We start from the raw sequence: 25,929 nt of genomic DNA, 5'->3' as shown, positions 1-25,929 counted from the left end.
CGAATCGCCGCCGCGCCTGCAGCAGATCGCTGCTGCTGCGGGGGTCTCGCAGGCGACCGTCTCGCGCGTGCTCAACAACAAGGCCGGCGTCGCCGAGGCCACGCGCCGCAGCGTCCTCACCGCCGTCGACGTCCTCGGCTACGAACGCCCCGCGAGTCTGCGCCGCGCGGGGGCTGGCGCCATCGGCCTCGTCGTGCCCGAACTCGACAACCCGATCTTCCCCGCGCTCGCACAGGCCGTCACGACGCGGCTCGCGGCAGCGGGGTACACCGCCGTCCTGTGCCCGACGAGCGCCGGTGGGGTGCAGGAGGATGAGTACTTGTCGATGTTGCTGGAACGCGGCATCGCCGGGCTCATCCACGTCTCGGGGCGCCACGCCGACACGACGGCGTCGATCGCGCGCCATCAGGAACTCGTCGCGCAGGGCCTGCCCGTCGTCCTCGTCAACGGCCACCGCGACGACCTCGCCGTCACGTCGTTGTCGACGGACGACCACGTCGCGGTGCGCCTCGCCGTCAGCCACCTGCTGAGTCTGGGGCACCGCCGGCTCGGTCTGGCCGTCGGGCCGGCACGCTACACCCCGTCGATCCGCAAGCTGACGGCGTTCCGCGACGCCGCGGCCGAGTTCGGGTTCGAGGCGCTCGTCGAACACACGTGGTTCAGCGTCGAGGGCGGCGAACTCGCGGGAACGCAGCTCACCGCGCGGGGCGCGAGCGGCATCATCTGCGGCTCGGACCTCATGGCGCTCGGCGTCATCCGCGGAGCGCGTCACGCGGGCTTGGACGTGCCGAGGGAGCTCTCCGTCGTCGGTTTCGACGGCTCGGCGATGACGGAGCACACCTCGCCGCCGCTGACGACGGTGCGCCAGAACGTCCCCGCGCTCGCCGACGGCGCCGTCGACACGCTGCTCGACCAGATCCGTGGGCTCGCAGCGGCCGCGCCGTGCGCCCGTGAGCTGGTGCTCGCGCCCGACCTCGTCGTGCGCGCCTCTACCGGCCCGCCTCCGGTGCACTGACGGCGCCCTTACCGGCGTCGGCGTCGTCTCGGACGTCGGCGTCGTCTCGTGGCGCGTCGCGCCGCGCCTTCGTCAGCGCGCCGAGCAGAGCGTCGAGCAGCGGCGGGACGTCGGTGCAGCCGGGGACGCGGTGCGCTGCGGCGGTGTCGCCGTCGCCGACCTTGACGCCGATGTCGCTTCCCGCGCGCAGCGTCGTGAACACCGTTTCGTCGGTGACGTCGTCGCCCAGGTAGAACGTCGCACGCAGGTTGCGCTCGGCGGCGAGGGCCGCGAGTGCCGCGCCCTTCGACACGTCGAGCACCGACAGTTCGACGACGGCCTTGCCGCGCATCGCGTGGACGCCCGGGACATCCTGCGGGACGGCGAGCGCCGCGCAGGTCGCGCGCTCGGCCTCGTCCTCGTCCATGCCGCGGGTGTGCAGGACGACGCCGGCCGGCTTGTACTCGACGCGTGTCGCGGGCAGTCGTTCGGCGATCGTCTCGAGCGCGTGGGTGGCGCCGTCGAGGGCGGCGCGCTCGACGTCGCTCAGCGCGCTGCCGCCCGAGGCGGCGGAGCCGAGGGTGGTCGAGATCTCTGCGCCGTGGCTGCCGATGAGGACAATGGGGGAGGACTCGTCGATCCCCGTCAGCGCGCGCAGGGTGGCGAGGTCACGACCCGATGCGAGTGCGACGCTCACGCCCGGTAGCGCCGCCATCGCACTGAGTGCCTCGATCGTGCCCGGTTGCGGGCGGGCGCTCGCGGGGTCGAGGACGATCGGCGCGAGCACCCCGTCGAAGTCGGAGGCGACGAGCACGTCACCGCGGCGCGCGAAAGCACCCAGCTCCTCGCGTGACGGCGGCCGCAGCGGCGTCGCGGTCACGATGCGGCCTGCGTCGACGGCGCCTTCGGGGCGGCCTCGAGGCTCGCGAGGTAGTTCTTCGCCCACTGCTGCACCGAGTTCTCGCTCACGAGGGCACGCATCGAGTCCATCCGCTGACGACGCTGGGGCGCCGGCGCGTCGACGGCCTTCATGATCTGCTGCTTGAGACCCGCGATGTCGTGCGGGTTGCACAGGTAGGCGTCGCTCAGCTCCGTCGCGGCGCCGGTGAACTCGGACAACACGAGCGCCCCGTCGTCGGCGCAGCACGTCACGTACTCCTTCGCGACGAGATTCATGCCGTCGCGCAGCGGCGTGACGAGCATGATGTCGGCGGCCGCGAACATCGCCGCCATCTCCTCGCGGTCGAACGAGCGGTGCAGGTACGTGAGCGCCGTCGCGCCGATGCTCGAGAAGTCACCGTTGATACGCCCGACCGTCAGCTCGATCTGGTCGCGCAGATCCATGTACGCCTTGACGCGCTCGCGGCTCGGCGTCGCGACCTGGATGAGTTTGTGCTTGCTCGGGTCGAGCCGCTCGTCGGCGAGCAGTTCGCCGAACGCCTTGAGGCGGTGACGGATGCCCTTCGTGTAGTCGAGGCGATCGACGCCCAGCAGGATCTTCTCCGGGTTGCCGAGCTGCTCGCGGATCTCACGCGCCCGCGCCTGCACCGAATCCGACTCGACGATCTCGCGCAGCCCCTCGACGTCGATCGAGATCGGCACCGCGGCTGCGCGCACCTGACGTTCGCCGAGGTCGACGACGTCGCCCGTCACGTCGAGGTCGAGGTACTGACGCACCGCGCGCAGGAAGTTGCCCGCGTCCTCGGTGCGCTGGAAACCCAGGAAGTCGGCGCCGAGCAGCCCCTCGAGGATCTCCTCGCGCCCGGGCAGCTGCGCGAACAGCTCGACGGCGGGGAAGGGGATGTGGTTGAACCAGCCGATGCGCAGGTCGGGGCGCATCTCGCGCAGCATCTCCGGCACGAGCTGCAGCTGATAGTCGTGCACCCACACCGTCGCGCCCTGCGCGGCGACCTCGGCGCAGGCGTTCGCGAAGCGACGGTTGACGCGGCGATACACCGAACGCCAGCTGCGACGGAACGTCGGCGTGATGATGACGTCGTGGTAGACGGGCCACAATGTGTCGTTGCTGTGGCCCTCGTAGTAGTCGGCGACCTCCTGCTCCGACAGCGCGACCGGGTGCAGGTGCATGCCGCCGTCGTCGAACGGTTCGGGCGCCTCACCCGGCTCGCCCGCCCAGCCGACCCAGGCGCCGTCACGCCCACGCATGACGGCGTCCATCGCGGTGACGAGGCCGCCGGGGGAGCGGCGCCACTGCGACTCGCCGTCCGGCGTCGTCACGCGGTCGACGGGCAGCCGGTTGGCCGCGACGACGAAGTCGTAGGTCTCGCTCATCGGAAAGTTCCTTCGCTCATCGGTGCGCGGGACGAACAGGTGCGGCGTGCGCTCGAATTCGGCGGGGCGCCGGGGCCGTTCGCGTCTTCGTCACGAGCCTATCGCGGGCGGCGGGGGCGTGCCGGGCCGCGTCGATCCAGCACTTTGTCATGTGCGCGGCCTACCGTGGAGCCATGACGTCCCCGGAGCCTCCTGAGCCGACACGCGCCGGACACCGTCTGCCGCGGCGCACCCACCCGACGCCGTCGCCGACGCCCGAGCGTCACGACGACGCGACACAGGTGGCGCCGCAGGGCACGCGGACACGGCAGGGCTCGGGCGCTCACGCGGCCACCCCGGCCGACGGTGGGGACGTCGTCGGCCACTTCCGCATCCTCGACAAGATCGGCGAGGGCGGCATGGGCGTCGTCTACCGCGCGCTCGACACCCGAAGCTCGGACGGGCGGGAGGTCGCCGTCAAGGTGCTGCGCCCGCACATCGCCTACGACCCCGACGCGCGCACCCGCCTCGCGCGGGAGGTCGCGACGCTGGAACGCGTCCACACACCCGGCGTCGCCGCCGTCATCGCCGCGGAGCCGTACGGCGAGCGCCCGTACATCGCCACCGAGTACGTGCCCGGCATCCCCCTCGACGAGGTCGTCAAGCGCCGCGGGCCGTTCGAGCCCGACGCGCTGGCGCGCCTCGGGCGCGACCTGGCCGTCGCCATCCAGGCCATCCATGACGCCGGCGTCGTCCACCGCGACCTCAAGCCGGGCAACGTGCTCATGGTCGACGGGCGCCCCGTCGTCATCGACTTCGGCATCGCCCACATCGCCGACGACGCGCGCCTGACGTCGACCGGCCTCGTCATGGGCACCCCCGGCTACCTCTCGCCCGAGCTCGTCGAGGGTGCGCCCGTGTCGACGTCGACCGACTGGTGGGGCTGGGCCGCGACGCTCGCCTTCGCCGCGCAGGGTGAGCCGCCGTTCGGGCGCGGCCCGATGCCGGCGGTGCTCGACCGCGTGACGCGTGGTCAGGCCAACCTCGGCGGCGTCGACGCGCGGCTGCGGCCACTGCTCGCCGCCGCGCTCAGCCCGGTGCCGCAGGAGCGACCGTCGGCCCGGCAGGTCATCGAACAGATGGAGCGGTACGCGCGCGGCGAACCGACGACGTACGTCCCGGTGCGACGCGCGGCAGAGCCGCGCGTGACTCGCCCCGAATCGCAGCAACCCCGCCCCGACGCGACGGCTGTGCTCGGCCGCCCGGACGCCACGCGCGTCGCGCCGGTGACGTCGCCGCCGCCGCTGAGTGCGGGGCCAACGGACGCCGAACGCGCTCAGCAGGGGGCCCCGGTGCGTCAGGGCGCCCAGGGGTATGCCAACCCGAGCCCATACGGCTCCGCGCCCGTTCCGTTCGCGCCGAAACCGCAGTCGCGCCCGGGCGAGCACGACCCGCGCATCAACCTGCCGCATCGATCGGGAACGCTGCAGGCGATCTTCGTCCTGTGGTTGGGCGTGACGGCGCTCGTGCCCGTCGTCGGGCTCGTGCTGCTCGTCGTGTGGAACCTCGCCGCGCGCTTCAGCGACTCCACGATCACCCAGACCGTCCTGCGACGCTACGAGGCCGGACGACGACGCAGCGACGGCGCCGTCGCCGTCGCGAGTGCGCCGTGGCACGCGTTGCGCGCGACGCTGTCGACGTTGTTCGCCCTCATCCTGCCGACCGTCGTCTTCGCCTGCGTCGCGGCGCTCGTCGGTATCGGCTGGGTGGCCGTGCGTGGCGGCGTGCCGCGCGTGTGGTGGGCGCTGCCGCTCGTGCTCGGCGCGGGCGCCGCGCAACTGGCGCTGTGGCGGGGCGCCGGTTCGGTCGGCTACCGACGCGGTTCGCGCTCGCTCGTGCGCGGCCTCGTGCCGCAGAACGCGACGCGCATCGTCGCGGGCATCGCCGTCGGCCTCGGCCTGTTCATGCTGGTCGGCTCGTTCCTGCAGCAGGGCGACATCTCATGGTTCCCGTTGACGGGCGGCATCGACGACCCGCTGGCGCGGTACGCGCCGAGCGTGCAGCGCTGAGTCGATGCACCACAGCGCGTCCACAGCGCGCGCCGAGGGATCGTCACGTTCGGCGTCCTAGGATCAGGGAATGGGTCAGTACGGACGAGAGCACGGCACGACGGGGCCCAACCCGATCTCGGAGAACACGCAGCCGGTCCTGGCGCCGCGGATGCGGTTCCTGCGCAGCGAACCGGTCACCGAGCCGCTGCCCATCGCCGATGCGCTGAAGAACACTCCCTACCGCGACCCGAACGTCCTCGCGGGAGTCAGCGACGACTCGGCCCAGTACAAGGCGCTCGACATCGCCGTGCGCGTAGGGGAGTTGTTGCTGCGCTGCGGGGCGAGCACGCGTGACGTCGAGTCGAGCGTCGTCGCCGTCGCCGCATCGGCGGGGCTGCGCCGCCTCGAGGTCGACATCACGAACCAGGCGCTGCTGCTGCAGACGCCGTCACCGCATCCGGGCCATCCGCCGCTGACGATGCTGCGCGTCGCCCGTTCGTCGACGCGTGACTTCTCCCGGCTGACGGCCGTGCACCAGTTCGTCGAGCGCCTCGTCGCGGGCGGCATGGATCTCGACGAGGCGACGAAGCAGTTGCGGCGCATCCAGCGGATGCCGCGGCTGTACCCGCGATGGCTCGTCTCGGTCGCGTTCGGTGGTCTCGCCGCGTCGGTCGCGACGATCCTCGGTGGTAGCTGGATGGCCGTCGCCGTCGCGTTCGTGTCGGCGATCATCGTCGACCGCATCGGGCGCGTGCTGAGCAACCTGGGGGTGCCGAGCTTCTACTCGGCGGCCGCCGGCGGACTCGCCTCGACGATGCTCGCGTGGCTCGCGTACATGTCGCACCAGAGTCATCTCGTCGGCGAGTTCGTCGCCACCCACCTGCCCGGCTCGATGACGATGGCCGACTTCGCGTACGCGATCTCGGGCGGCATCGTCGCGCTGCTGCCCGGTCGTCAGATGGCGTCCGCGGTCGAGGACGCCGTCACCGGCTATCCCGTCACCGCCTCCGGGCGCGTGTTGACGGTGATCCTCGCCTGCGCGGGCATCACGGTCGGCGTCGGTGCGGGGTTGTCCTTGACGCTGAGTCTCGACAACGCCCTCGACCTCGGGCTCCAGTCGCCCGGGGTGCTGCGTTACGACTCGCCGTCGACGACCTTTCTGCTCCAGGTTGCCTGCGGTGCGCTCGGCGCGGTCTGCTCGGCCGTGACGATGCGTTCGCGTGTCCGGATGCTCGTGCCGACGGCCGTCATGGGCGCCCTGGGCGTGGGCGGCGTGACGTTCCTCGTCAGCTCCATCGGCCTCGGCGCGACGACGGCGACCGCGGTGGCCGCGACGGCCGTAGGGTTCTGCGCGCGACTGCTCGCGCTGCGCCTGGGCGCCCCCGCGCTCGTGCTCGTCATGCCCGCGGTCTCGCCGATGCTGCCCGGCCTGCGCATCTTCCGCGGCATGTACGAGTCCGTGTCGGGTTCACTGCTCGGAGCGACGCGCGTGGCGCAGTCCGGGGTCGGGGTGACGACGATGCTCGGCGCCGTCGGGATCGCCCTCGCGCTGAGCACGGGGGCGCTTCTCGGGGACGTGCTGTCGGCGCCTTTCGACCGCCCGATCGTGCAGCGCCGCAGGGCTCGTCGCCGCTGACGGGCGGGGGGTTCTCGCGCGCGGCGACGGCGGGGGCCGCGGTGATTCACATTTTGTGACGTAGGTCGCGTAACGTTCCCCTCGCTGTGGCGATGTCGTGAGTGTCGCCCAAGCGGCTCACAACTCAACACACCAAGAATTCGCGGGCAGCGCCAACGCCAAACCTCGTCGGGCGCCGCTTCATTCGCACCGTGCGAACCGCAGACGAGGGTGGGGGACCCACTCGTGGCACTCGTTGAGTGCCTTGGGGTGAAGCCGGTCCCGAACCGGCCGAGCACCTGACCGCTCGAACCCGACAGCTCACCTCACCGGCGTCGTCAGGAAAGGAAACACCTCCATGGGTTACACCCCGAAGCACTCCGCTCCCTCCGACTCGACCATGGGTCGCAAGGCTGCGGGCGTCGCCCTCGTCGGTGCCGCCACCGTCGGCGCCGGCGTCACGAGCGCCACCACCGCCTCGGCCGCACCGGCCGGTTCGGTCTGGGACCGCGTCGCCGCCTGTGAAGCGGGCGGCAACTGGCACATCAACACGGGCAACGGCTTCTACGGCGGCCTGCAGTTCACGCAGCAGACGTGGGCCGGCTTCGGTGGCACGCAGTACGCCGCTCGCGCCGACCTCGCCACGCGCGAGCAGCAGATCGCGATCGCCCAGAAGACCCTCGCCGTCCAGGGCCCCGGCGCCTGGCCCGTGTGCTCCGTGCGCGGTGGCCTGACCCGCGCCAACGGTGGCAGCACCGCTGCGGCTCCTGCCGCTGCGGCCGCGAACACGCAGGTGTCGCGTTCCACCGCTCGTTCTGCCGTCAAGGCTCCCGCCGCGACGTCCGGCAAGCTCGCCGTCGACGGCATCCTCGGTCGCCAGACCGCTCGCTCGCTGCAGGCCTGGGTCGGCACGTACCGTGACGGCATCGTCGGCCCGCAGACGAAGATGGCCCTCCAGCGCACGGTCGGCACGACGCCCGACGGCATCATCGGCCCCCGCACGGTCGCCGCGCTGCAGTCGAAGCTCGGCATCTCCCAGGACGGCGCGACGTACCTCAACGCCCGCACCGTCCGCGCTCTGCAGGCGCACCTGAACAACCACTGATCGCGCGTCTGATCGCCTGATCGACGACGAGGGCCCCACCGCTTCGAAGCGGTGGGGCCCTCGTCGTGTGCCCTGGCCGGGCAGGCGGGCGGTGAGAGCTGGAGATGGGACTCGAACCCACAACCACCTGTTTACAAGACAGGTGCGCTACCGATTGCGCCACTCCAGCACACTGCCGGTATCGGCAGCCCTGTGATCTTATACGAGGCGGGTCGCGATGCCCGTCCCGTCGGGCGACGACCTACGATGAGGGCATGAATCTCAAGCCTGCAGCAGACGTCGAAACCGCACCCGTCGCCGCCCTCGGTCTCCTCGGCGGTTACCTCACCGCCCGTGAGACGGGTATCCGTCCGCTCGGGGGTGTCGTGCTCGCGCTCGCCGGCGGGTACGCGGGCCGCACGTGGCTCGCCAAGGGCGGCGCGGCCCAGACGGCGGCGCTGACCGCCGTGTACGTCGGCGGGTTCGGCGCCTCGCACCCGCTCGCGAAGAAGATCGGCGCGTGGCCGTCCGTCGTCGGGGTGGCGGCACTGTCGGCGGCGGCGTCGTACGTCCTGATCGACCGCCACTGAGCGGGCCCGCCCCCGAGGCTCGGCCTGCCCGAGTGCGCGGGGATACACTGACGTGTTTTGTTCGACGGCCGCGACGAGGTGAGGAGTGGCATGCCCGACTCCCTCACGCCTGCCGAGCGTTCGATGCGCGACCTGACGCCGTCGCGTGACGACTTCTCGCTGAGCACCACCGAGCCGCCGCCCCGCTTCGTGAGGGCGCTCGTGCGCCCGCTCGGTGGCCGCCCAGCGCTACTCATCGAGTTGTTCCTGTTCTGGATGTTCTTCCAGTACTTCACGTTCGCGCAGGAGCACATCCGCGGAGAGCACGACGAGTCGGTCCGGCATGCGCACCGCCTGTTCGACCTGGAGCAGTGGCTGCGCATCGACATCGAACGATGGCTCAACTCATCGCTCGCCGAGGTGCCCGTCCTCGCGCAGGGCGCCGGGTACTACTACGGCATGGTGCTCGCGACGGTGCCCATCGCGCTCGCGTGGGCCTGGTGGATGAACCCGGACGGGTTCCGGCGCCTCAGACGGTTGCTCATCGCGATGACGCTGCCCAGCCTGCTCGTGTTCTGGTTGCTGCCGATGGCCCCGCCCCGGTTTGCCGTCGACGGCATGATCGACGTCAACGCCGTCTACAACATCATGGGCGGTCGCCTCGCGCGTGACCCGTCGCAATCGGCCAACCTGTACGCCGCGATGCCGAGCCTGCACTGCGCCTGGTCCACCTGGGTCGCCTACGTCGTGTACGACACGTGGAAGCGGCGCCGGCCCGTGTGGGCCCGCGCCGCCTGGCTCTACCCGCTCGTCACGTACTGGGACGTTATGGCGACGGGCAACCACTTCGTCCTCGACGTCGTCGGTGGCATCGCACTCTTCTGTTTCGGTCTTCTGTACGTCAACCTGCTGCGCGGGGCCGAGGTGAAGATCTGGGACGAGGACCCGGGGTTCACTTCGGCGGCATACGCAGCGCACCGTCGAGACGAATGACCTCACCGTTGAGCAGCGGGTTCGCGACGATGTGCTCGACGAGTGCCGCGTACTCGCTCGGGCGGCCGAGGCGCGAGGGGTGCGGCACGACCTTGCCGAGCGATTCGCGCGCCGCTTCCGGCAGCCCCGCGAGCATCGGCGTCTCCATCGTGCCGGGCGCGATCGTCATGACGCGGATGTGGCTGTCGGCGAGGTCGCGCGCGGCGGGGAGCGTCAGCCCGACGATGCCGCCCTTGCTCGAGGCGTAGGCCGCCTGACCGATCTGGCCGTCGTAGGCGGCGGCGCTGGCCGTCATGACGATGACGCCGCGGTCACCGTGCGCGTCCGGTGCGCCGTCGTCGGTGGGGGAGGGCTCGTTCGCGACCATCGCCTCGGCGGCCAGACGCAGCAGGTTGAAGGTGCCGACGAGGTTGATGTCGATGACGGTGCGGTACTTCTCGAGCGCGTGGACGCCGTTCTTGCCGAGCACGCGCCCCGGGGTGCCGACCCCGGCGCAGGCGACGGCGATGCGCAGCTCACCGAGTTCGGCGGCGGCGTTGACGCCCTGGCGCACCTGCTCCTCGTCGCGCACGTCGGTGGGGACGAACAGGGCGCGCTCGCCCAGGTCGTCGGCGACGGCCTGGCCGTTCGAACTCGGTAGGTCGGCGATGACGACGGCCGCGCCGTCGGCGTGCAGGCGGCGGGCGGTGGCCTCGCCGAGGCCCGAGCCGGCACCGGAGATGAGAGCGACGGTGTGCTGCGTGATCTTCATGTGACGCACTCTAACGAGCGGTGCGAATGAAATGTGGGGTGGGTCACCCTCGTTCCCGCGGCGCCTGGTTCGTCGTGTCGCTCCGACGACGCGGCGGCCCCGCCTCCGTGCGCCCAGATGCACCTGCGTGCAAGAGCGCCCGGGTGCATCTGGGCGCAAGAGGGTCGGGCGAGGCCGTCGCGATGGTGCAGGAGGGCAGGAGGAGCTCGCGCGCTGAGGGGTCAGCGGTACAGCGTGACGTCGGTGGCCTTGACGCTCGCTGCGACGTGCGAGCCGCGGTGCAGGCCGAGTTCGGTGACGGCCTCGAGCGTCACGTCGGCCACGAGATCGGCCGCGACGCCTGCGTCACCCCGCAGGTGCACGCGGGCCGACGTCCCGGTGTGCTCGATCTGCTGCACGACGAGCGGCCAAGTGTTGCGAGGCGATCCGGCGGGCACCTCGCGCCACAGCGAGACCGCGGTCGGCGCGAAGGCCGCGAACGCCCGCTCGCCCGACGGCGGCACGTCCGCGGCCATGATGCGGGCGCCACCCGGTGTCGTGATGGCGCGACCGTCGCTCGCCCCTCGCCACAGGTTGAGGCCGACGACGCGGGCGGCGAACGCCGTGCGCGGATAGCGCACGACCTCCTGCGGCGGGGCGAGCTGCGTCACGCGCCCGGCTTCGAGGAACAGCAGCCGGTCGGCGAGCGTCAGTGCTTCCAGCGGGTCGTGAGTGACGAGCAGGGTGACGGCGTCGGTGCGCGCGAGGCGCTCGCCGAGCAGCGCGCGCAACTCGTCGCGGCCGCTCTGGTCAATGGCCGAGAGCGGCTCGTCGAGCAGCAGCACCCGAGGGTCGAGGGCCAGTGCGCGGGCCAGAGCGACGCGTTGTGCCTGGCCTGACGACAACTCGTGCGGACGGCGGCTCGCGAGGTCGGCGATGCCCACCTGCTCGAGCTCCTGCCGGGCACGACGGCGCGCGGCGGAGCGCGATACGCCCCGCGCCCGCAGCCCGAACGCGACGTTCTCGAGGGCGTCGAGATGGCCGAAGATGTCTCCCGCCGCGGTCATGAGACCCACCTGACGGTGGCCGGGGGGCACGGCGTGACCGCGCCCGTCGTCCCAACAGGCTTCCCCGACGCGCAGCTCACCGCTCGTGAGATGTTCGAGGCCGCTGATGCCGGCCACGAGCGTCGACTTGCCGCTGCCGTTGGGGCCGAGCACCCCGAGCACCTCGCCGGGGGCGCACGTGAACGCGGCCTCGAGCTCGAACGAGCCGCGCCGCATCGTGCCGGCGAAGCTCAGCCCCTCCGGTTCGGGCGTCTCAGGCGGTTCGGGCGAGAAAGGCGGGTTCATCGCGCACCGCTCCAGCGTCCGCGCAGCAGGGCGAGCACGACGAGGCAGATGCCGAGCATGAGGGCCGCGAGGGCGGTGGCGGCGTCCTGACTGATGTCGAGCGCCTGATACACCGCGAGGGGGCCCGTCTGGGTCGTGCCGGGGAAGCTGCCGGCGAAGGTCATCGTCGCCCCGAACTCACCGAGAGCGCGTGCCCAGGAGAGCGTCAACCCCGCGAGCAGGCCCGGCGCCGCCATCGGGATGAGGACGCGGCGCAGCGTGTACCAGCGGCTCGCGCCGAGCGCGGTGGCGGTGCGCGCCCACCGCGCGTCGATGCCGCGGAACGCGCCTTCGGCGGCGACGACGAAGAACGGCATCGCGACGAACGTCTCGGCGAGCACGACGCGCACCCACGAGTAGGGCAGCGACGTGCCGAAGGTGTCCTGCAGCACCGTGCCGATGAGGCCGCCGCGCCCCCACGCGTCGAGCAGGGCGACACCGGCGACGACGGGCGGCAGCACGAGGGGGACCGTGACGAACGCCCGCAGCCACGCGGCGGCACGCCCCCGCAGGCGCGAGAGCCACCAGGCGAGAGGGGTGCCGAACAGCGCGGACAGGGCTGCCGTCGTCGTCGTGGTGCGAAGCGACAACAGGAGGGCGTCGCGTGTGCCGGCGGTCTGCAGGTCGGCGGCGAAGTGCGACCAGCGCACCTCCAGCAGCAGCGCGACGAGCGGGACGACGACGAACGCGACCGCGACCGCTGCGAACACCCCGAGCACCACACCGCCGGCATCGGGGGCGCGGCGGGTGGGGCTCGTTCTGCTGGCGCTGGGGGCGCTCACGTCAGCTCGGCGAGCCGAACCCGGCGTCGCTCAGCACCTTGCGGCCCTCGGCGCCGGTGATGAGCTGCACGAACTGCTTGGCGTACTCGTTGTTGCTCCACGTCGCGATCGGCAGCGTCGTCTTGACGTTCGAGCCGGACGCGATATCGACGCCCGTCACCTTGTCACCGGCGGCCTTGACGTCCGTGCGGTACACGACCGCGGCGTCCGCGTCACCGGAGGAGACCTTCGCGAGCGTCGACTTGACGTTCTGCTCGTAACTGACGACGTGCGCGTGGACGTTCGCCTTCGCCAGCGCCTTGTCGGCGGCGCGCCCGCACGGCACGGTCTTGGCGCACAGCACGGTGCTGACCTTCGCGAGGCTCGCGAGGTCGGTGACGTGGCCCGGGTTGCCCTTGGGCGTCGCGATCTCGAGTTCGTTCGTCGCGAAGTCGGTCCAGGTCTTGCCCTGCGTGATGTCGGCCGGCATCGTCTTGGGCGTCGTCGTGTCGGCCATGGCGACGACGTCGGCCGGTGCACCACCCTTGAGTTGGCGCACGATGTCCTGGCTGCCTGCGAAGCTCATCTTGATCTCGACGCCGGGGTGGTTCTTCTCGAAGTCCTCGGCGAGCTTGGTGAAGCTCTCGGTGAGCGAGGCCGCGGCGAGGACGGTGATGGTCTTGCTCGAGCTCGCCGTGGCCGAGGAGCTGCCGGCGGCGTTCGAGCCCGACGAGTTCGTGCTGCTCGACCCGCCGCAGCCGGACAGACCCAGCACGGCGGCGGATGCGGTGGCGGCGGTCGCCGTCGTGAGGGAACGATTCATCCTCGTGGCCTTCTGTCTCTCGGTCGGCTGATCGGATCGGTTCTCGGGGCGAGGACGCCGGGGTGGTCAGGCCCGTCGGAACAGCTCGGCGGCGACGCTCGGGTCGATCGGCATCGGGTGGGGGCGTTTCGCCTCACGCCCGTCACCCGAGCTCGTGCCGCGCAGGCGGCGTTCGATCCACGGGCCGAAGTATTCCTTCGACCACTCGGCGTTCTCCGCCAGGCGCTGACGGGCTGGCTTCGGTTCGAGCGGCGGGAGCAGGTCGAGCCAGTCGCCCTCGGTCGGCAGGCCCAGCGTCCACGCCGCCTGCTGCGCGACACGGCGGTGGCCCTCGGGGGACAGGTGCAGGCGGTCGGCACCCCACATGCGCATGTCCCGCAGTGCACGCATGCCCCACACGTCGAGCACGTAGCAGTCGTGTCGCTGCGCGATGCCCCACAGGTTCGCGATGTGCCAGCTGATGCGCGGTCGCAAGCGGGTCATGATCTTCGAACCCGTGGGGTTGACCATCGTCGCGAGCATGACGTCGGCTCCGGCGTCCTTGAGGCGGACGACGGCGGCCTCGAGCTGATCGGCAACGTCGTCGAGGTCGACGTTCGGGCGCATGATGTTGTTGCCGCCGCCGACCATGCTGACGAGGTCGGGCTGCATCGCGAGCGCGGCGTCGAGCTGCGGGCCGACGACGTCGGCGAGCAGCTTGCCCCGGATCGCGAGGTTCGCGTACTCAAATGCGTGCCCCGCGCCGTCGGCGACCTGAGCGAGGTCGACGGCGAGCCGGTCGGCCCAGCCGAGGTAGGCGTCGTCCTGACGCGGGTCGGGGTCGCTCATGCCCTCGGTGAAGGAGTCACCGATGGCGACGTAGCGCCGCCACGTCCGCTCGTGGCCGCTGCGGGCCGCGGGCGCCTCTTCGGCGGTACGGGTGTCGGGGGTCGTGTCTGTCACGGGATGCGCCAATCGATCGTGTGCGTGCCGAGTTCTTCGAGCAGGGCGTTGGTGCGGCTGAACGGCTTGCTGCCGAAGAAGCCGCCGCGGGCCGACAACGGTGAGGGGTGGGCCGACTCGACGGTCGGCGTGTCGCCGAGGTGCGGCGCGAGTGAGCGCGCGTCGCGCCCCCACAGGATGGCGACGAGGGGCTGCTCGCGCTCGACGAGCGCGTTGATCGCCGTCGCGGTGACGTGCTCCCAGCCCTTGCCGCGATGGCTCGCCGGCTTGCCGGGCTGCACCGTCAGGACGCGGTTGAGCAGCAGCACCCCCTGATCGGTCCACGCCGACAGGTCACCGTGCTCGGGTGGGGTGATATCGAGGTCGTCGTGCAGTTCGGTGTAGATGTTCGCGAGGCTGCGGGGGATGGGCCGCACGTCGGGTGCGACGGCGAAGCTCAGGCCGATCGGGTGCCCGGGCGTCGGGTACGGATCCTGGCCGACGACGAGGACGCGCACCTCGTCGAACGGCTGCGTGAACGCGCGCAGCACGGCGTCGCCCGCAGGCAGGTAGCCGCGCCCCGCGGCCACCTCGTCACGCAGGAACGCCCCCGCGGCGGCGATGTGCTCGGCGGCGGGCGCGAGGGGTTCGACCCAGCTCGGGTGGACGAGTTCGTCGTACGGACGAGGCATGTGTCCAACCTATCGCGCGGGTCTGACAACCCGCCCCGAGCGCGGTTGGAACGGGCCGGGCGGCCTCGTATCCTGAGCGGATGGCCATGATCGAGACCCCCGCGGGTGCCCACGTGCCCGGTGACGCCGACGCGCCCGGGCTGAGCGAGCGCGACCGTGCGATGCTCGCCTTCGAACGCGAGTGGTGGAAGCTGCCCGGCGCCAAGGAAGCGGCGATCAAGGAGCGCTTCGGGCTGACGAGCACGCAGTACTACCAGCAGCTCAACAAGCTCGCCGACACCGAGGCGGCGCTCGCCGCGGATCCGTTGCTCGTCAAGCGGATCCAGCGACGCCGCGCGGGGCGTCGACGCACCGTCTGAACCGCGGCTCAGCGCGCCGCCACGTCCCCGCATGTCGCCGCTCTCGTGGCGCCGCAGCCCATCTTGGCAGCCGCACGACAGACGTCGGGGTGCCGCTATGAGCGAACAACACGCGGGTGCGTGCGCGGAGGGTTTGCACTCGGTGGGGGCGAGTGCTAATCATGGGGTTAGCACTCTGATCGTGAGAGTGACAAAAGCCTGACTGCAGCAGTGAGGGTTCGGGGCGCGCCGACATGACCGGCGCGTGATCGGGCCCGTCCGTCGCGGGCGCTGATGTGGTCGATCCGAACGTCACGTGGAGGAACCACAGCCATGGCCAAGACCATTGCTTTCGACGAGGAGGCCCGTCGCGGCCTCGAGCGCGGCATGAACACGCTCGCCGACGCCGTGAAGGTGACCCTCGGCCCCAAGGGCCGCAACGTCGTGCTGGAGAAGAAGTGGGGCGCCCCCACGATCACCAACGACGGTGTCTCGATCGCCAAGGAGATCGAGCTGGAGGACCCGTACGAGAAGATCGGCGCCGAGCTCGTCAAGGAAGTTGCGAAGAAGACCGACGACGTCGCCGGTGACGGCACGACGACGGCCACCGTCCTCGCCCAGGCGATGGTGCGCGAGGGTCTGCGCAACGTCGCGGCCGGCGCGAACCCGATGGCGCTGAAGCGCGGCATCCAGACGGCCGTCGACGCCGTCAGCAAGCAGCTGCTCGAGCACGCCCAGGAGATCGAGACGAAGGAGCAGATCGCTGCGACCGCGTCCATCTCCGCCGCTGACCCGCAGATCGGTGAGCTCATCGCCGAGGCAATGGACAAGGTCGGCAAGGAAGGCGTCATCACGGTCGAGGAGTCGAACACGTTCGGCCTCGACCTCGAGCTGACCGAGGGCATGCGCTTCGACAAGGGCTACATCTCGGGCTACTTCGTCACCGACACCGAGCGCATGGAGGCCGTCCTCGACGACCCGTACATCCTCATCGTCAACTCGAAGATCTCGAACATCAAGGACCTGCTGCCCGTCCTGGAGAAGGTCATGCAGTCCGGCAAGCCCCTCGCGATCATCGCCGAGGACGTCGAGGGCGAGGCCCTGTCGACGCTCGTCGTCAACAAGATCCGCGGCACGTTCAAGGCCGTCGCCGTCAAGGCTCCCGGCTTCGGCGACCGCCGCAAGGCGATGCTCGGTGACATCGCTATCCTCACGGGCGGCCAGGTCGTCTCCGAGGAGGTCGGCCTCAAGCTCGAGTCGACCGAGCTCGACATGCTCGGCCGCGCCCGCAAGATCGTCGTGACGAAGGATGAGACGACGATCGTCGAAGGTGCTGGCGACGACGAGCAGATCAAGGGCCGCGTGGCGCAGATCCGCGCCGAGATCGAGAACTCCGACTCCGACTACGACCGCGAGAAGCTGCAGGAGCGCCTCGCGAAGCTCGCCGGCGGCGTCGCCGTCATCAAGGCGGGTGCCGCGACGGAGGTCGAGCTCAAGGAGCGCAAGCACCGCATCGAGGACGCTGTGCGCAACGCGAAGGCAGCCGTCGAGGAGGGCATCGTTGCCGGTGGTGGCGTCGCGCTCATCCAGGCGACGAAGGACGCCGAGTCGGCCTTCTCCGCTCTCGAGGGCGACGAGGCGACGGGTGCGAACATCGTTCGCGTCGCTGCCGAGGCTCCGCTCAAGCAGATCTCGACGAACGCGGGCCTCGAGCCGGGCGTCATCGTCGAGAAGGTGCGCTCGCTTCCCGCCGGTCAGGGTCTGAACGCTGCGAGCGGTGAGTACGTCGACATGATCGCCTCGGGCATCATCGACCCGGCGAAGGTGACGCGTTCGGCGCTGGAGAACGCTGCGTCCATCGCGGCGCTGTTCCTCACGACCGAGGCCGTCATCGCTGACAAGCCGGAGAAGAACGCCGGCGCTGACGCTGCGGCGGGCATGGACGGTGGCATGGGCGGTATGGGCTTCTGAGAAAGCGCGCCTCCACGGGCTGACGCCCGCCTGAGTGAATGCTCGGGCGGGCGTCAGCCTTTTGTCGTCCAGGCGGCACTCCCTCTCGCGATGTTGCCCGGGTTTCGGGCGTGCCGCGCCTCGAATCGCGGGCAACATCGAGGCGGTTGACATGCGCATCTGCGCATATGAAACTAGGTGCATGTCGTTGCAGCATGCGTTGCTCGTGTCCCTCGCCGAGCGCGAGGCGAGCGGGTATGACCTGACGCGGCGCTTCGACCGTTCGCTCGGGTTCTTCTGGAGCGCGACGCACCAGCAGATCTACCGCGTCCTCGCCAAGATGGCGGACGCAGGCCTCGTCGAGGTCCGCACCGAGGCGGGCGAGGGTCGCCCCGACCGTCGCGTCCACACGATCGCCCCGGCCGGTCGTGCGGAACTACTCGCATGGACGCGCACACCCACCCCGAGCGAGACGCTGCGCTCCGAGTTCGCCGTCAAGGTGCGCGGCATGCGCTTCGGCGACGCGGACGCCGTCGTCGCCGACATCCGCCGTCATCGCGACGAGCACGCCGCCCAGCTCGCCTACTTCGAGGCCAACTGCGCGAGGCACTACCCCGATCCGTCATCCCTCAGCGACGAGGAGCGTCCGACCTACGCCGTCCTGCGCGGGGGAATCCGCACCGAACGCGCCATGCTCGAGTGGTGCGACGAGATGGTGGCGCTGCTGAGCGGCGAGACGCTGCCCACCCCCTGCGTGCAAGTGCATCCGGGTGCCCCTGCACGCAGGGGTGAGGACGGTGATGAGGACGGAAACCTGAACGTGGACGTCGACGGGAACCTCGCGGCGAGCGTCGCCGTGGACGACAGACCGCATGGCGTGAAAGACAGACCGCACGACAACGAACGCACCCCAGCACCCGGGAGAACACGATGAGTTACGAGCACCTGCTCAGCCCCCTCGACGTCGGCGGCATCACGCTGAAGAACCGCGTCATGATGGGCTCGATGCACACCGGCTTCGAGGACAAGGCTAAGGACTTCCCGCAGCTCGCGCGCTACTTCGCGGCACGTGCGGAGGGCGGCGTCGCGCTCATGGTGACGGGTGGTTTCGCGCCTAACATCACCGGCCAGCTCGGCCCGATGGGTTCGATGCTGACGGCGAAGCGGCAGCTCGGGCGGCACAAGCTCGTCACCGACGCCGTCCACGAGCACGACGGGCGCATCGTCATGCAAATCCTGCACGCGGGCCGCTACGGCTACACGCCCTGGAGCAAGAGCGCGTCGAACAAGAAGTCGCCGATCACGCCGTTCGGCACGCGCGCGATGAGCACGAAGGACGTCGAGAAGACGATCCGCGACTACGCGAACTCGGCGCGCCTCGCGAAGGAGGCCGGCTACGACGGCGTCGAGATCATGGGCTCCGAGGGCTACCTCATCAACCAGTTCCTCGCCGCCCGCACGAACGACCGGACCGACCGTTTCGGTGGCTCCGCCGAGAAGCGCATGACGCTGCCGCGCGAGATCGCGCGCGCCGTCCGCGATGCCGCCGGCGACGACTTCCTCGTCCTGTACCGCATCTCCGTGGCCGACCTCGTCGACAACTCCCAGACGTTCGAGGAGATCGCGACGCTCGCGCAGCACCTGCAGGGTGACGTGTCGATGTTCAACTCCGGCATCGGCTGGCACGAGGCGCGCATCCCGACGATCGTGACGTCGGTGCCGCGCGCCGCGTTCGCGTGGGCGACGGGCAAGCTGCGCGCCGAGGTCGACATCCCCGTCATCGCGAGCAACCGCATCAACACCCCCGAGGTGGGCGAGCAGATCATCGCGGACGGTCTCGCGGACATGGTCTCGATGGCGCGTCCGCTGCTCGCGGACCCCGACTTCGTCAAGAAGGCGCAGGCGGGCCGCGCCGACCTGATCAACACGTGCATCGCGTGCAACCAGGCGTGCCTCGACCACACGTTCAGCGGCAAGAAGGTGAGCTGCCTCGTCAACCCGCAGGCCGGACGCGAGGGCGAGCTCGTCCTGCTGCCCGTGCCGAAGCCGCGCGCCAAGCGCGTCGCCGTCGTCGGCGCGGGCCCCGCCGGGCTTGCCGCCGCGACGAACCTCGCCGAGCGCGGCCACGACGTCACCCTCTTCGAGGCACGCGACCACCTCGGCGGTCAGTTCCGTCTCGCGATGAACATCCCCGGCAAGGAGGAGTTCGCCGAGACGCTGCGCTACTTCATGACGCGGCTGGACGAGTTGAAGGTGGACGTCCGCCTCTCGACACGCGCCGACGCCGAAACGCTCGACGGTTACGACCACGTCGTCCTCGCCACGGGCGTGACGCCGCGTCGCCCCGCCATCGAGGGCATTGACCACGCGAAGGTCGTCATGTACGACGAGTTGTTGCGCGGTGAGAAGGTCGCCGGTGAGCGCGTCGCCGTCGTCGGTGCCGGTGGCATCGGCTTCGACGTCAGCGAGTACCTGCTGCACGAGCCGCACGAGAACCTCAAGCACTGGATGGAGCGCTGGGGCGTCACCGAGTCGGAGAACGTGCCCGGCAACATCGTCGAGAAGGTCACGGAGAGGCCGCGCCGCCAGGTCTACCTCGTGCAGCGCAAGCACACCGCGCTCGGCAAGGGCCTGGGCAAGACGAGCGGCTGGGTGCACCGTCAGACGCTCAAGGACTCGAAGGTCGAGTTCATCGGCGGCGCCACCTACGACAAGGTCGACGACGCCGGCCTGCACCTGACGATCACGCCCGCACCGCCGCGCGCCGTCGGGCCGCTGACGAAGGCGTCGAAGAAGACGGGCCTGCCCCTGACGATGGTGCCGCAGCTCAAGGCCCTCGACGCGAAGTACGCGAGCGTCCCCGCCGAGGCGAAGGCGAAGTTCGAGGGCCAGGAGCCGACCAAGCGCGTGCTCGACGTCGACACCGTCGTCATCTGCGCAGGTCAGGAGTCGGTGGCCGATACGTTCGGTCTCGACCCGGCGAAGGTCACCGTCATCGGCGGCGCCGACGTCGCCGCAGAGCTCGACGCGAAGCGCGCCATCAAGCAGGCCACGGAGCTTGCCGCGGCGCTGTGACGAACCGTCGGGCCCGACACGTCGTCGGGCCCGACGGCCGGGAGGTGCCGCGCTCAGGCGGTGACCCAACGGCGCACGTTGTTGTCCTCCGCCGTCGAGTACTCGCTGCTCGTGAGGTGCAGCGTCGAGCTGATCGTGTCGAGCGTCGACTTCAGCTTGTTCATGTCGGTGTTCCACGTCGTCATGAGCGAGGTGAAGTTCGTCTGCGCCGAACCCTTCCACTGCGTCTGCAGCGTCGTCAGCTTCGTGTTGAGGTTCGTCAGCGACGTCTCGAGGTCGGTGACGAGCGTCGCGGTGTCGGTGCCGTGAGCGGAGATCGCGTCGGAGTCGACGGTGTACTGCGATGCCATGATGTGCCTTTCGTGGGGCGCGCGGGCTGCTCCCGTGGCGCTTGCCTCCGACGGTAGGCCGACGGCGCCCACCCGTGCTTCGGGCCGTCCACAGAGCCACGCAGCCGTCACAGCTGTGGATGAACGAGCCTGTCTCGCGGCCCGGGGGACGGTTGTCGGAGTGGACAGCTACCTTGGCATCATGACGAAGCGTGTGGTGGCAGCCGAGGCCGACGGCCTGACGATGGCCTACGGCGAGGGTGACGCACGGGTGCTCGCCCTCGACGGGGTGAGCCTCGAGCTGTTCGAAGGGGAGTTCACCGCCGTCATGGGCCCGAGCGGCTCGGGCAAGTCGACGCTCATGCACTGCCTCGCGGCGCTGGAGACGCCGTCGTCGGGGCGGGTTTTCATCGGTGACATCGAGGTCAGCTCCCTCGACGACAAGCGCCTCACGCGCCTGCGGCGCGACCACATCGGCTTCATCTTCCAATCGTTCAACCTCGTGCCGACGCTGACGGCGCGCGAGAACATCATGCTGCCCGCCTCGATCGCGGGCAGAAAGGTCGATCAAGAGCTGTTCGACGACGTCATCGACGCCGTCGGCCTGCGCGAACGGCTCGGGCACCGTCCGAGCCAGCTGTCCGGCGGCCAGCAGCAGCGCGTCGCGTGCGCGCGGGCGCTCGTCACGCAGCCCGACATCATCTTCGCGGACGAACCGACCGGCAACCTCGACTCCCGCTCGGGCGAAGAGGTGCTGTCGTTCCTGCGCCGCAGCGTCGACCGACTCGGCCAGACCATCGTCATGGTGACGCACGACCCCGTCGCCGCGGGCTTCACCGACCGCGTCGTCTTCCTCGCGGACGGACGCGTCGTCGACGAGATGCGTGAGCCGACGTCCGAGCGCGTCCTCGATCGCATGAAGGCGTTCGACGCCGCCGCGAGGCGCTGACGTGCTCACCACCTCGCTCAAGGCCGTCTGGGCGCGCAAGCTGCGCCTGCTCATGAGCACGTTCGCGATCGTGCTCGGCGTCGCGTTCGTCGCCGGCTCGCTCATGTTCACCGACTCCCTCAACCGCGCGTTCAGCGGCATCATGAACGGCACCGTCGGCGACGCCACCGTGCGTGCCACCCAGGACGCCTCGCAGCACTCGCGCGGCGGCGACACGCGCACGATCGGCCCCGACGTCCTCGCCAAGGCGCGCTCGGCCAAGGGCGTCGCGCAGGTCGACGGCGTCGTCTCGTCGATGAGCGCCACCGTCCTCGCGAAGAACGGCAAGGTCATCGGCGGCCAGGGGGCGCCCGCGTTCGGGGTGAACTACCACGACGCACGCGCCGCCGACGGCGTGCCCGGGCTGCACATCACGCAGGGGCGGGCACCGACGTCGGCGAGGGAGATCGCGCTCGATGCGAAGACAGCCGAACGCGGCGGCTACCACCTGGGCGACACCGTCAGCATCCTGACTTCGGGCCAGACGCCGCGCTGGTCCGGCCGGCTCGTCGGGTACGCGAGCTACGCGAACGGCTCGATGGTGGGCTCGACGCTCGCGGTCGTCGACACGAAGACTGCGCAGCAGTTGTTCCTCGACGGCAAGGACGCCTACACCTCGTTGTGGGTCCAGGCGCGCCCCGGGGTGTCGCAGAGCACCGTCGTCGAGCAGATCAAACCGTTCGTGCCGAAGGGTTTCGAGGCGGTCACCGGCAAGCAGGCCTCCGACGAGGCCGCGAGCGGCATCAAGAAGGCGCTGTCGTTCATCACGACGTTCCTGCTCGTGTTCGCGGGCGTCGCGCTGCTCGTCGGCTCGTTCCTCATCGTCAACACCTTCGGCATCCTCGTCGCGCAACGCAGCCGCGAACTCGCGCTCCTGCGGGCACTCGGCGCGTCGTCACGCCAGGTCCTCGCCAGCGTGCTCGTCGAAGCGCTCGTCGTCGGCCTCGTGGGTTCACTCGTCGGCATCGGGGTCGGCGTGCTGCTTGCGAAGGGCATCTCGGCGCTGCTCTCAGCGCTGGGCGCCGACATCGACACCGGTGGGCTCGTCCTCGAACCGCGCACAGTGGCGGTGTCGCTGCTCGTCGGGCTCGGCGTGACGGCGCTCGCCGCCTGGCTGCCGGCGCGGCGAGCCTCGCGCATCTCACCGATCGCGGCGATGCGCGACGACCAGGTCGAACCCGAGCAGACGGTGCGCCGCCGCGCCGTCGTCGGCGCCCTCGTCTTCGTCGTCGGTGCAGCCCTGGCCGCCTGGAAGCTCGCGGCCGACACCTCGATCTGGGTGTTCGTCGCAGGCATGGTGCTCATGCTGTTCGGCACGATCTCGGCGACGCCGGTGCTCGCGCGTCCCGTCGTGCGTGCGATCGCCGCCGTGGCGCGCCCGCGCTCGGGAATCGTCGCACAGCTCGCGGCCGAGAACAGCCTGCGCAACCCGCGCCGCACCGCGGCGACCGCGTCGGCCCTCATGATCGGCATGGCGCTCGTGTCGATGATGACGGTGTTCGGCGCGTCCGCCTCGGGCAGCGTCGATGCGCTCATCGCGAAGAACTTCCGCGGCGACTACGTCGTCAGCGGGCAGTTCTCCGAGCCGATCTCCGCCTCCATCGCGACGCGGATGCGCAGCGTCGACGGCGTACAGACCGTCTCGCGCCTGCGTCTCGGTGACGGCACGTTCAACGATGCGCCCGCGACGATCGAAGGCGTCGACGCCGCCACGTTCCGTCAGGTCGCACCCGTCGAACTCGACTCCGGCAAGGACGCCCTCGACGATCGCTCCGTGCTCATCTCGTCGGAGAAGGCGAAGGCGTACGGCATCACGGTCGGAGACGTGACGCGCCTGACGATCGGCAGAGCGAACGTCAAGCGCCTCACCGTCATCGGCATCTTCGACCGTGACGCGAGCCCGCGCGCGGCGGACTACGTCGTCAGCATGCCGACGTTCGAGGCGGTGGGCGGCTCGACGAAGGACAACACCCTCTACGTGCTGCGCCGACCCGGCGCGGATGCGGCGAACGTCAAGAAGGGGCTCGACTCGGTCGTCGCCGATCTGCCGACCGTCACGGTCAAGGATCAGGCCGGCTACGCCGCCGAGCAGCGAGCCCCGATCGACACGATGCTCGTGCTCATCTACGGCCTGCTCGGTCTCGCCATCGTCATCGCGGTGCTCGGCATCATCAACACGCTCGCGCTGTCCGTCACCGAACGCACCCGCGAGATCGGCCTGCTGCGCGCCGTCGGCCTCGCCCGCTCGCAGTTGCGCTCCATGGTGCGCCTCGAGGCGGTGACGATCTCGCTCGTCGGCGCCGTCATCGGTGTCGTGCTCGGCACGATCTTCGGGGTGTTGTTCCAGCGCACGCAGGCGAACTCGGGCGTCGACGTGCTCGTCATCCCGTGGCTGCGGCTCGCGCTCTTCCTCCTGCTCGCCGCCCTCGTCGGCGTCCTCGCCGCCTGGTGGCCGGCGCGGCGCGCCGCGAAACTCAACGTTCTCGCCGCGATCAGCGCGCCGTGACCGGGTGCGCTCTCACGACGTCAGCGGCGCCGGGATCGGGCGCGCGTGGACGACACTCAGGGCGCTGACGGCGCGCGTCAGCACGACGTAGAGACGCCGCAGGCCGGTCGCCTCATCGGGTTCGGCGTCCGCGATGTCGGCGGGTTCGACGACGATGACGCGGTCGAACTCGAGGCCCTTCGCGACCTGCGCGGGCACGAGCTCGACCTGATGGTCGGCGTCGTCACCGTGATCCGCGCCGAGGCGCCCGAAGCCGATGCCGGCGTGTGCCAGCGCCTCCGCGATGTCGTCGAGCGCGCCGGGGACGGCGATGACGCCGACCGACCCGGGCGTCGTCGTCGCATGGCGCACCGCATCCGTGACGGCGGCCGCGAGCGCGTCGGGGCCAGTCTCGACGAGGTCGAGTTCGCCGCGGTTGCTGCGCACCGACTGCGGTGCGGCGAGGCCGGGCGCGATGACGGGCAGCAGCTGTGAGGCGTATTCGATGACGGCAGCGGGCACGCGAAAGCCCTGCAGCAGCTCCTCGAGGTGGAAGTCGCTCTTGCCGAGGTGTGACATCGTCGCAGTCCATGACCCCGGTGCCCACGGCGTCGTCGCCTGCGCGACGTCACCGAGCACCGTCGCCGAGCCCGTCGAGCAGCGGCGCCCGACGCCGCGCAGCTGCATCGCCGACAGATCCTGCGCCTCGTCGACGATGACGTGCCCGAGGCTCGTCGTGCGTTCGATGCAGTCGGCGGCCTCGTCGAGCAGCGCGAGGTCGGCCGGTGACCACTTCGCGGACCCCTTGGTGCGCGGCGGCTTCTCCCACACCGCGCTCGCCTCCTCGTGCGGGTCGAGGTCGCCGTCGGCGCACTCGTGGAGGAAGTCGGCGTCCGACAGGAGGCGGTGGACGACGCCGGCGGCGTCGAGCTGCGGCCACAGGGCCTTGACGTACGCCTTCACCGACGCGCTGCGGGCGATGGAATCCTGGACGCGATCGTCGGGGGAGTCGCCCGCGGCCTCGAGCTGCAGCATGACGCTGTGCGCGAGGCGCTGCGCCATCATCGCCCGCGCGGCCTCGTATCGCACGCCGCGCGAACGGAGTTCGGCGACGATCTCGGCCACCTCGTACGCGGGCACCCGCCAGCGTCGCGCGCCACGGGGGACGACGAGCGCCTCGTCGGGGTGCCCGACGTGGGCCCACACCGCGCGGTGGATGATGCCGGCCCACCGCGCAGCGCCCTTGAGGACGGCGACCTGCGCCTCGTCCGCGCCGCGCACGAGCCAGCGTCGGTTCTTCGGGGTGTCGTCGCGGTAGCTGCCGTCGAGGAGCGTCTCGATCGTCGCGTGGGCGACGCGCGCCTCGCCGAGCGACGGCAGCACCGCGGAGATGTGGTCGAGGAACGCCGCGTTCGGGCCGACGACGAGGACGCCGGCGCGATCGAGGCGGGCGCGGAACGAGTACAGCAGCCACGCCGCGCGGTGCAGGCCGACAGCCGTCTTGCCGGTGCCGGGCGCGCCCTGGATGCAGACGGTGGTCGCGACGTCGGCGCGCACGAGCGCATCCTGCTCGGGCTGGATCGTCGAGACGATGTCGCGCATCGGGCCCGAGCGGGGGCGTTCGATCTCGGCGGCGAGGATGTCGCTGCCCGCCCGATCGTCGGCGCCCGACTCGTCGGTGCCCCCAGGAGCATCGAGACGCTCGTCCTCGTACGCCGTCAGCTCGCCGCGTTCGACGCCGAAGCGCCGCCGCAGCGACACGCCCATCGGTTCGGCAGGGGAGGCGCGGTAGAACGCCGTCGACACGGGCGCCCGCCAGTCGATGACGAGCGGGTCGCCCGCCTCGTCGGAGACGTGGCGGCGCCCGAC

General features: G+C 70.8%; 22 protein-coding genes, 1 tRNA gene and 1 riboswitch. Of the genes, 12 read left to right on the top strand and 11 right to left on the bottom strand.

Going from position 1 to position 25,929, the window contains the following annotated elements:
* A partial coding sequence (locus HMPREF0321_RS01785; protein ID WP_006943708.1) for a LacI family DNA-binding transcriptional regulator occupies positions 1-1,015 on the top strand: 1,015 nt, incomplete at its 5' end.
* Here the strand turns inward: HMPREF0321_RS01785 and otsB are convergent.
* Together otsB and HMPREF0321_RS01775 are read right to left on the bottom strand one after the other, a co-directional pair.
* Positions 990-1,874: a trehalose-phosphatase gene (otsB, locus tag HMPREF0321_RS01780; protein ID WP_006943712.1), complete on the bottom strand. Its 885-nt coding sequence runs from the start codon at positions 1,872-1,874 to the stop codon at positions 990-992. The two genes, HMPREF0321_RS01785 and otsB, sit on opposite strands and share 26 nt — an antisense overlap.
* The gene (locus HMPREF0321_RS01775) at positions 1,871-3,286 is read right to left on the bottom strand and encodes a trehalose-6-phosphate synthase (protein WP_006943725.1); all 1,416 of its coding nucleotides are present in this window, start codon (positions 3,284-3,286) and stop codon (positions 1,871-1,873) included. The genes otsB and HMPREF0321_RS01775 overlap by 4 nt, the downstream gene beginning before the upstream one ends.
* 173 nt (positions 3,287-3,459) lie before the next feature.
* Here HMPREF0321_RS01775 and HMPREF0321_RS01770 point away from each other — a divergent pair, with 173 nt between their 5' ends.
* The 3 genes from HMPREF0321_RS01770 (at position 3,460) to HMPREF0321_RS17285 (ending at position 8,036) form a co-directional block, all read left to right on the top strand.
* Positions 3,460-5,334, top strand: coding sequence for a serine/threonine-protein kinase (locus HMPREF0321_RS01770; protein WP_050786426.1), 1,875 nt, complete (start codon positions 3,460-3,462; stop codon positions 5,332-5,334).
* A 70-nt stretch (positions 5,335-5,404) separates the two neighbouring features.
* Complete coding sequence (locus HMPREF0321_RS01765) at positions 5,405-6,952, top strand: threonine/serine exporter ThrE family protein (protein WP_006943709.1); 1,548 nt, start codon at positions 5,405-5,407, stop codon at positions 6,950-6,952.
* A 177-nt stretch (positions 6,953-7,129) separates the two neighbouring features.
* Positions 7,130-7,283, top strand: a riboswitch (cyclic di-AMP (ydaO/yuaA leader).
* Positions 7,284-7,289: 6 nt separating this feature from the next.
* Positions 7,290-8,036 carry a transglycosylase family protein gene (locus tag HMPREF0321_RS17285; protein WP_006943724.1) on the top strand — a complete coding sequence of 249 codons (747 nt, stop codon included), beginning with the start codon at positions 7,290-7,292 and terminating at the stop codon, positions 8,034-8,036.
* Positions 8,037-8,132: 96 nt separating this feature from the next.
* On the opposite strand, the gene HMPREF0321_RS01755 is transcribed toward HMPREF0321_RS17285, so the two are convergent.
* Positions 8,133-8,205, bottom strand: a tRNA-Thr gene (locus HMPREF0321_RS01755).
* An 85-nt stretch (positions 8,206-8,290) separates the two neighbouring features.
* On the opposite strand from HMPREF0321_RS01755, the gene HMPREF0321_RS01750 reads away from it, so the two are divergent.
* Together HMPREF0321_RS01750 and HMPREF0321_RS14555 are read left to right on the top strand one after the other, a co-directional pair.
* Entirely contained in the window at positions 8,291-8,605 is a 315-nt protein-coding gene (locus HMPREF0321_RS01750; protein ID WP_006943710.1) for a hypothetical protein, read from the top strand.
* A 90-nt stretch (positions 8,606-8,695) separates the two neighbouring features.
* A complete protein-coding gene (locus tag HMPREF0321_RS14555; protein WP_050786425.1) occupies positions 8,696-9,577 on the top strand; it encodes a phosphatase PAP2 family protein in 882 nt (293 codons plus the stop codon).
* Here HMPREF0321_RS14555 and HMPREF0321_RS01740 read toward each other — a convergent pair.
* The 6 genes from HMPREF0321_RS01740 to HMPREF0321_RS01715 all read right to left on the bottom strand — a co-directional run bounded on the left by HMPREF0321_RS01740 (position 9,537) and on the right by HMPREF0321_RS01715 (position 14,895).
* Positions 9,537-10,328: an SDR family NAD(P)-dependent oxidoreductase gene (locus HMPREF0321_RS01740; RefSeq protein WP_006943715.1), complete on the bottom strand. Its 792-nt coding sequence runs from the start codon at positions 10,326-10,328 to the stop codon at positions 9,537-9,539. The two genes, HMPREF0321_RS14555 and HMPREF0321_RS01740, sit on opposite strands and share 41 nt — an antisense overlap.
* Positions 10,329-10,549: 221 nt before the next feature.
* Positions 10,550-11,659 (bottom strand): ABC transporter ATP-binding protein, encoded by a 1,110-nt coding sequence (locus HMPREF0321_RS01735; RefSeq protein ID WP_006943706.1) that lies wholly within the window; start codon positions 11,657-11,659, stop codon positions 10,550-10,552.
* Positions 11,656-12,480 (bottom strand): molybdate ABC transporter permease subunit, encoded by an 825-nt coding sequence (modB, locus tag HMPREF0321_RS01730; RefSeq protein ID WP_235181943.1) that lies wholly within the window; start codon positions 12,478-12,480, stop codon positions 11,656-11,658. Before modB ends, HMPREF0321_RS01735 begins: the two co-directional genes overlap by 4 nt.
* 1 nt (position 12,481) lies before the next feature.
* Positions 12,482-13,282, bottom strand: a complete 801-nt coding sequence (gene modA, locus HMPREF0321_RS01725; protein ID WP_006943714.1) for a molybdate ABC transporter substrate-binding protein — start codon at positions 13,280-13,282, stop codon at positions 12,482-12,484.
* A 66-nt stretch (positions 13,283-13,348) separates the two neighbouring features.
* Entirely contained in the window at positions 13,349-14,224 is an 876-nt protein-coding gene (locus HMPREF0321_RS01720; protein ID WP_006943716.1) for an SGNH/GDSL hydrolase family protein, read from the bottom strand.
* Positions 14,221-14,895: a uracil-DNA glycosylase gene (locus HMPREF0321_RS01715; RefSeq protein ID WP_006943720.1), complete on the bottom strand. Its 675-nt coding sequence runs from the start codon at positions 14,893-14,895 to the stop codon at positions 14,221-14,223. Before HMPREF0321_RS01715 ends, HMPREF0321_RS01720 begins: the two co-directional genes overlap by 4 nt.
* Positions 14,896-14,975: 80 nt before the next feature.
* On the opposite strand from HMPREF0321_RS01715, the gene HMPREF0321_RS01710 reads away from it, so the two are divergent.
* The 4 genes from HMPREF0321_RS01710 (at position 14,976) to HMPREF0321_RS01695 (ending at position 20,258) form a co-directional block, all read left to right on the top strand.
* Positions 14,976-15,254 (top strand): DUF3263 domain-containing protein, encoded by a 279-nt coding sequence (locus tag HMPREF0321_RS01710; RefSeq protein WP_006943707.1) that lies wholly within the window; start codon positions 14,976-14,978, stop codon positions 15,252-15,254.
* Positions 15,255-15,566: 312 nt separating this feature from the next.
* Positions 15,567-17,204 carry a chaperonin GroEL gene (gene groL, locus HMPREF0321_RS01705; protein ID WP_006943711.1) on the top strand — a complete coding sequence of 546 codons (1,638 nt, stop codon included), beginning with the start codon at positions 15,567-15,569 and terminating at the stop codon, positions 17,202-17,204.
* Between the two features lie 181 nt (positions 17,205-17,385).
* A complete protein-coding gene (locus HMPREF0321_RS01700; RefSeq protein ID WP_006943718.1) occupies positions 17,386-18,117 on the top strand; it encodes a PadR family transcriptional regulator in 732 nt (243 codons plus the stop codon).
* On the top strand, positions 18,114-20,258 hold the full coding sequence (locus tag HMPREF0321_RS01695; RefSeq protein ID WP_006943702.1) for an NADPH-dependent 2,4-dienoyl-CoA reductase: 2,145 nt from the start codon (positions 18,114-18,116) through the stop codon (positions 20,256-20,258). Before HMPREF0321_RS01700 ends, HMPREF0321_RS01695 begins: the two co-directional genes overlap by 4 nt.
* A 53-nt stretch (positions 20,259-20,311) precedes the next feature.
* Here the strand turns inward: HMPREF0321_RS01695 and HMPREF0321_RS01690 are convergent, their stop codons facing one another.
* Positions 20,312-20,608, bottom strand: coding sequence for a WXG100 family type VII secretion target (locus HMPREF0321_RS01690; protein ID WP_006943722.1), 297 nt, complete (start codon positions 20,606-20,608; stop codon positions 20,312-20,314).
* Positions 20,609-20,789: 181 nt separating this feature from the next.
* Here HMPREF0321_RS01690 and HMPREF0321_RS01685 point away from each other — a divergent pair, with 181 nt between their 5' ends.
* Both HMPREF0321_RS01685 and HMPREF0321_RS01680 read left to right on the top strand, forming a co-directional pair.
* The gene (locus HMPREF0321_RS01685) at positions 20,790-21,536 is read left to right on the top strand and encodes an ABC transporter ATP-binding protein (RefSeq protein ID WP_083803167.1); all 747 of its coding nucleotides are present in this window, start codon (positions 20,790-20,792) and stop codon (positions 21,534-21,536) included.
* 1 nt (position 21,537) lies between these two features.
* Positions 21,538-24,081 carry an ABC transporter permease gene (locus tag HMPREF0321_RS01680; protein WP_006943705.1) on the top strand — a complete coding sequence of 848 codons (2,544 nt, stop codon included), beginning with the start codon at positions 21,538-21,540 and terminating at the stop codon, positions 24,079-24,081.
* A 12-nt stretch (positions 24,082-24,093) separates the two neighbouring features.
* On the opposite strand, the gene HMPREF0321_RS01675 is transcribed toward HMPREF0321_RS01680, so the two are convergent.
* The coding region (locus HMPREF0321_RS01675) for an AAA family ATPase (protein WP_006943723.1) at positions 24,094-25,929 on the bottom strand (1,836 nt) is incomplete at its 5' end.

The organism is Dermacoccus sp. Ellin185 (genome assembly GCF_000152185.1).
GTDB lineage: Bacteria > Actinomycetota > Actinomycetes > Actinomycetales > Dermatophilaceae > Dermacoccus > Dermacoccus nishinomiyaensis.
This window is presented reverse-complemented; position numbering and strand designations above follow the sequence as displayed.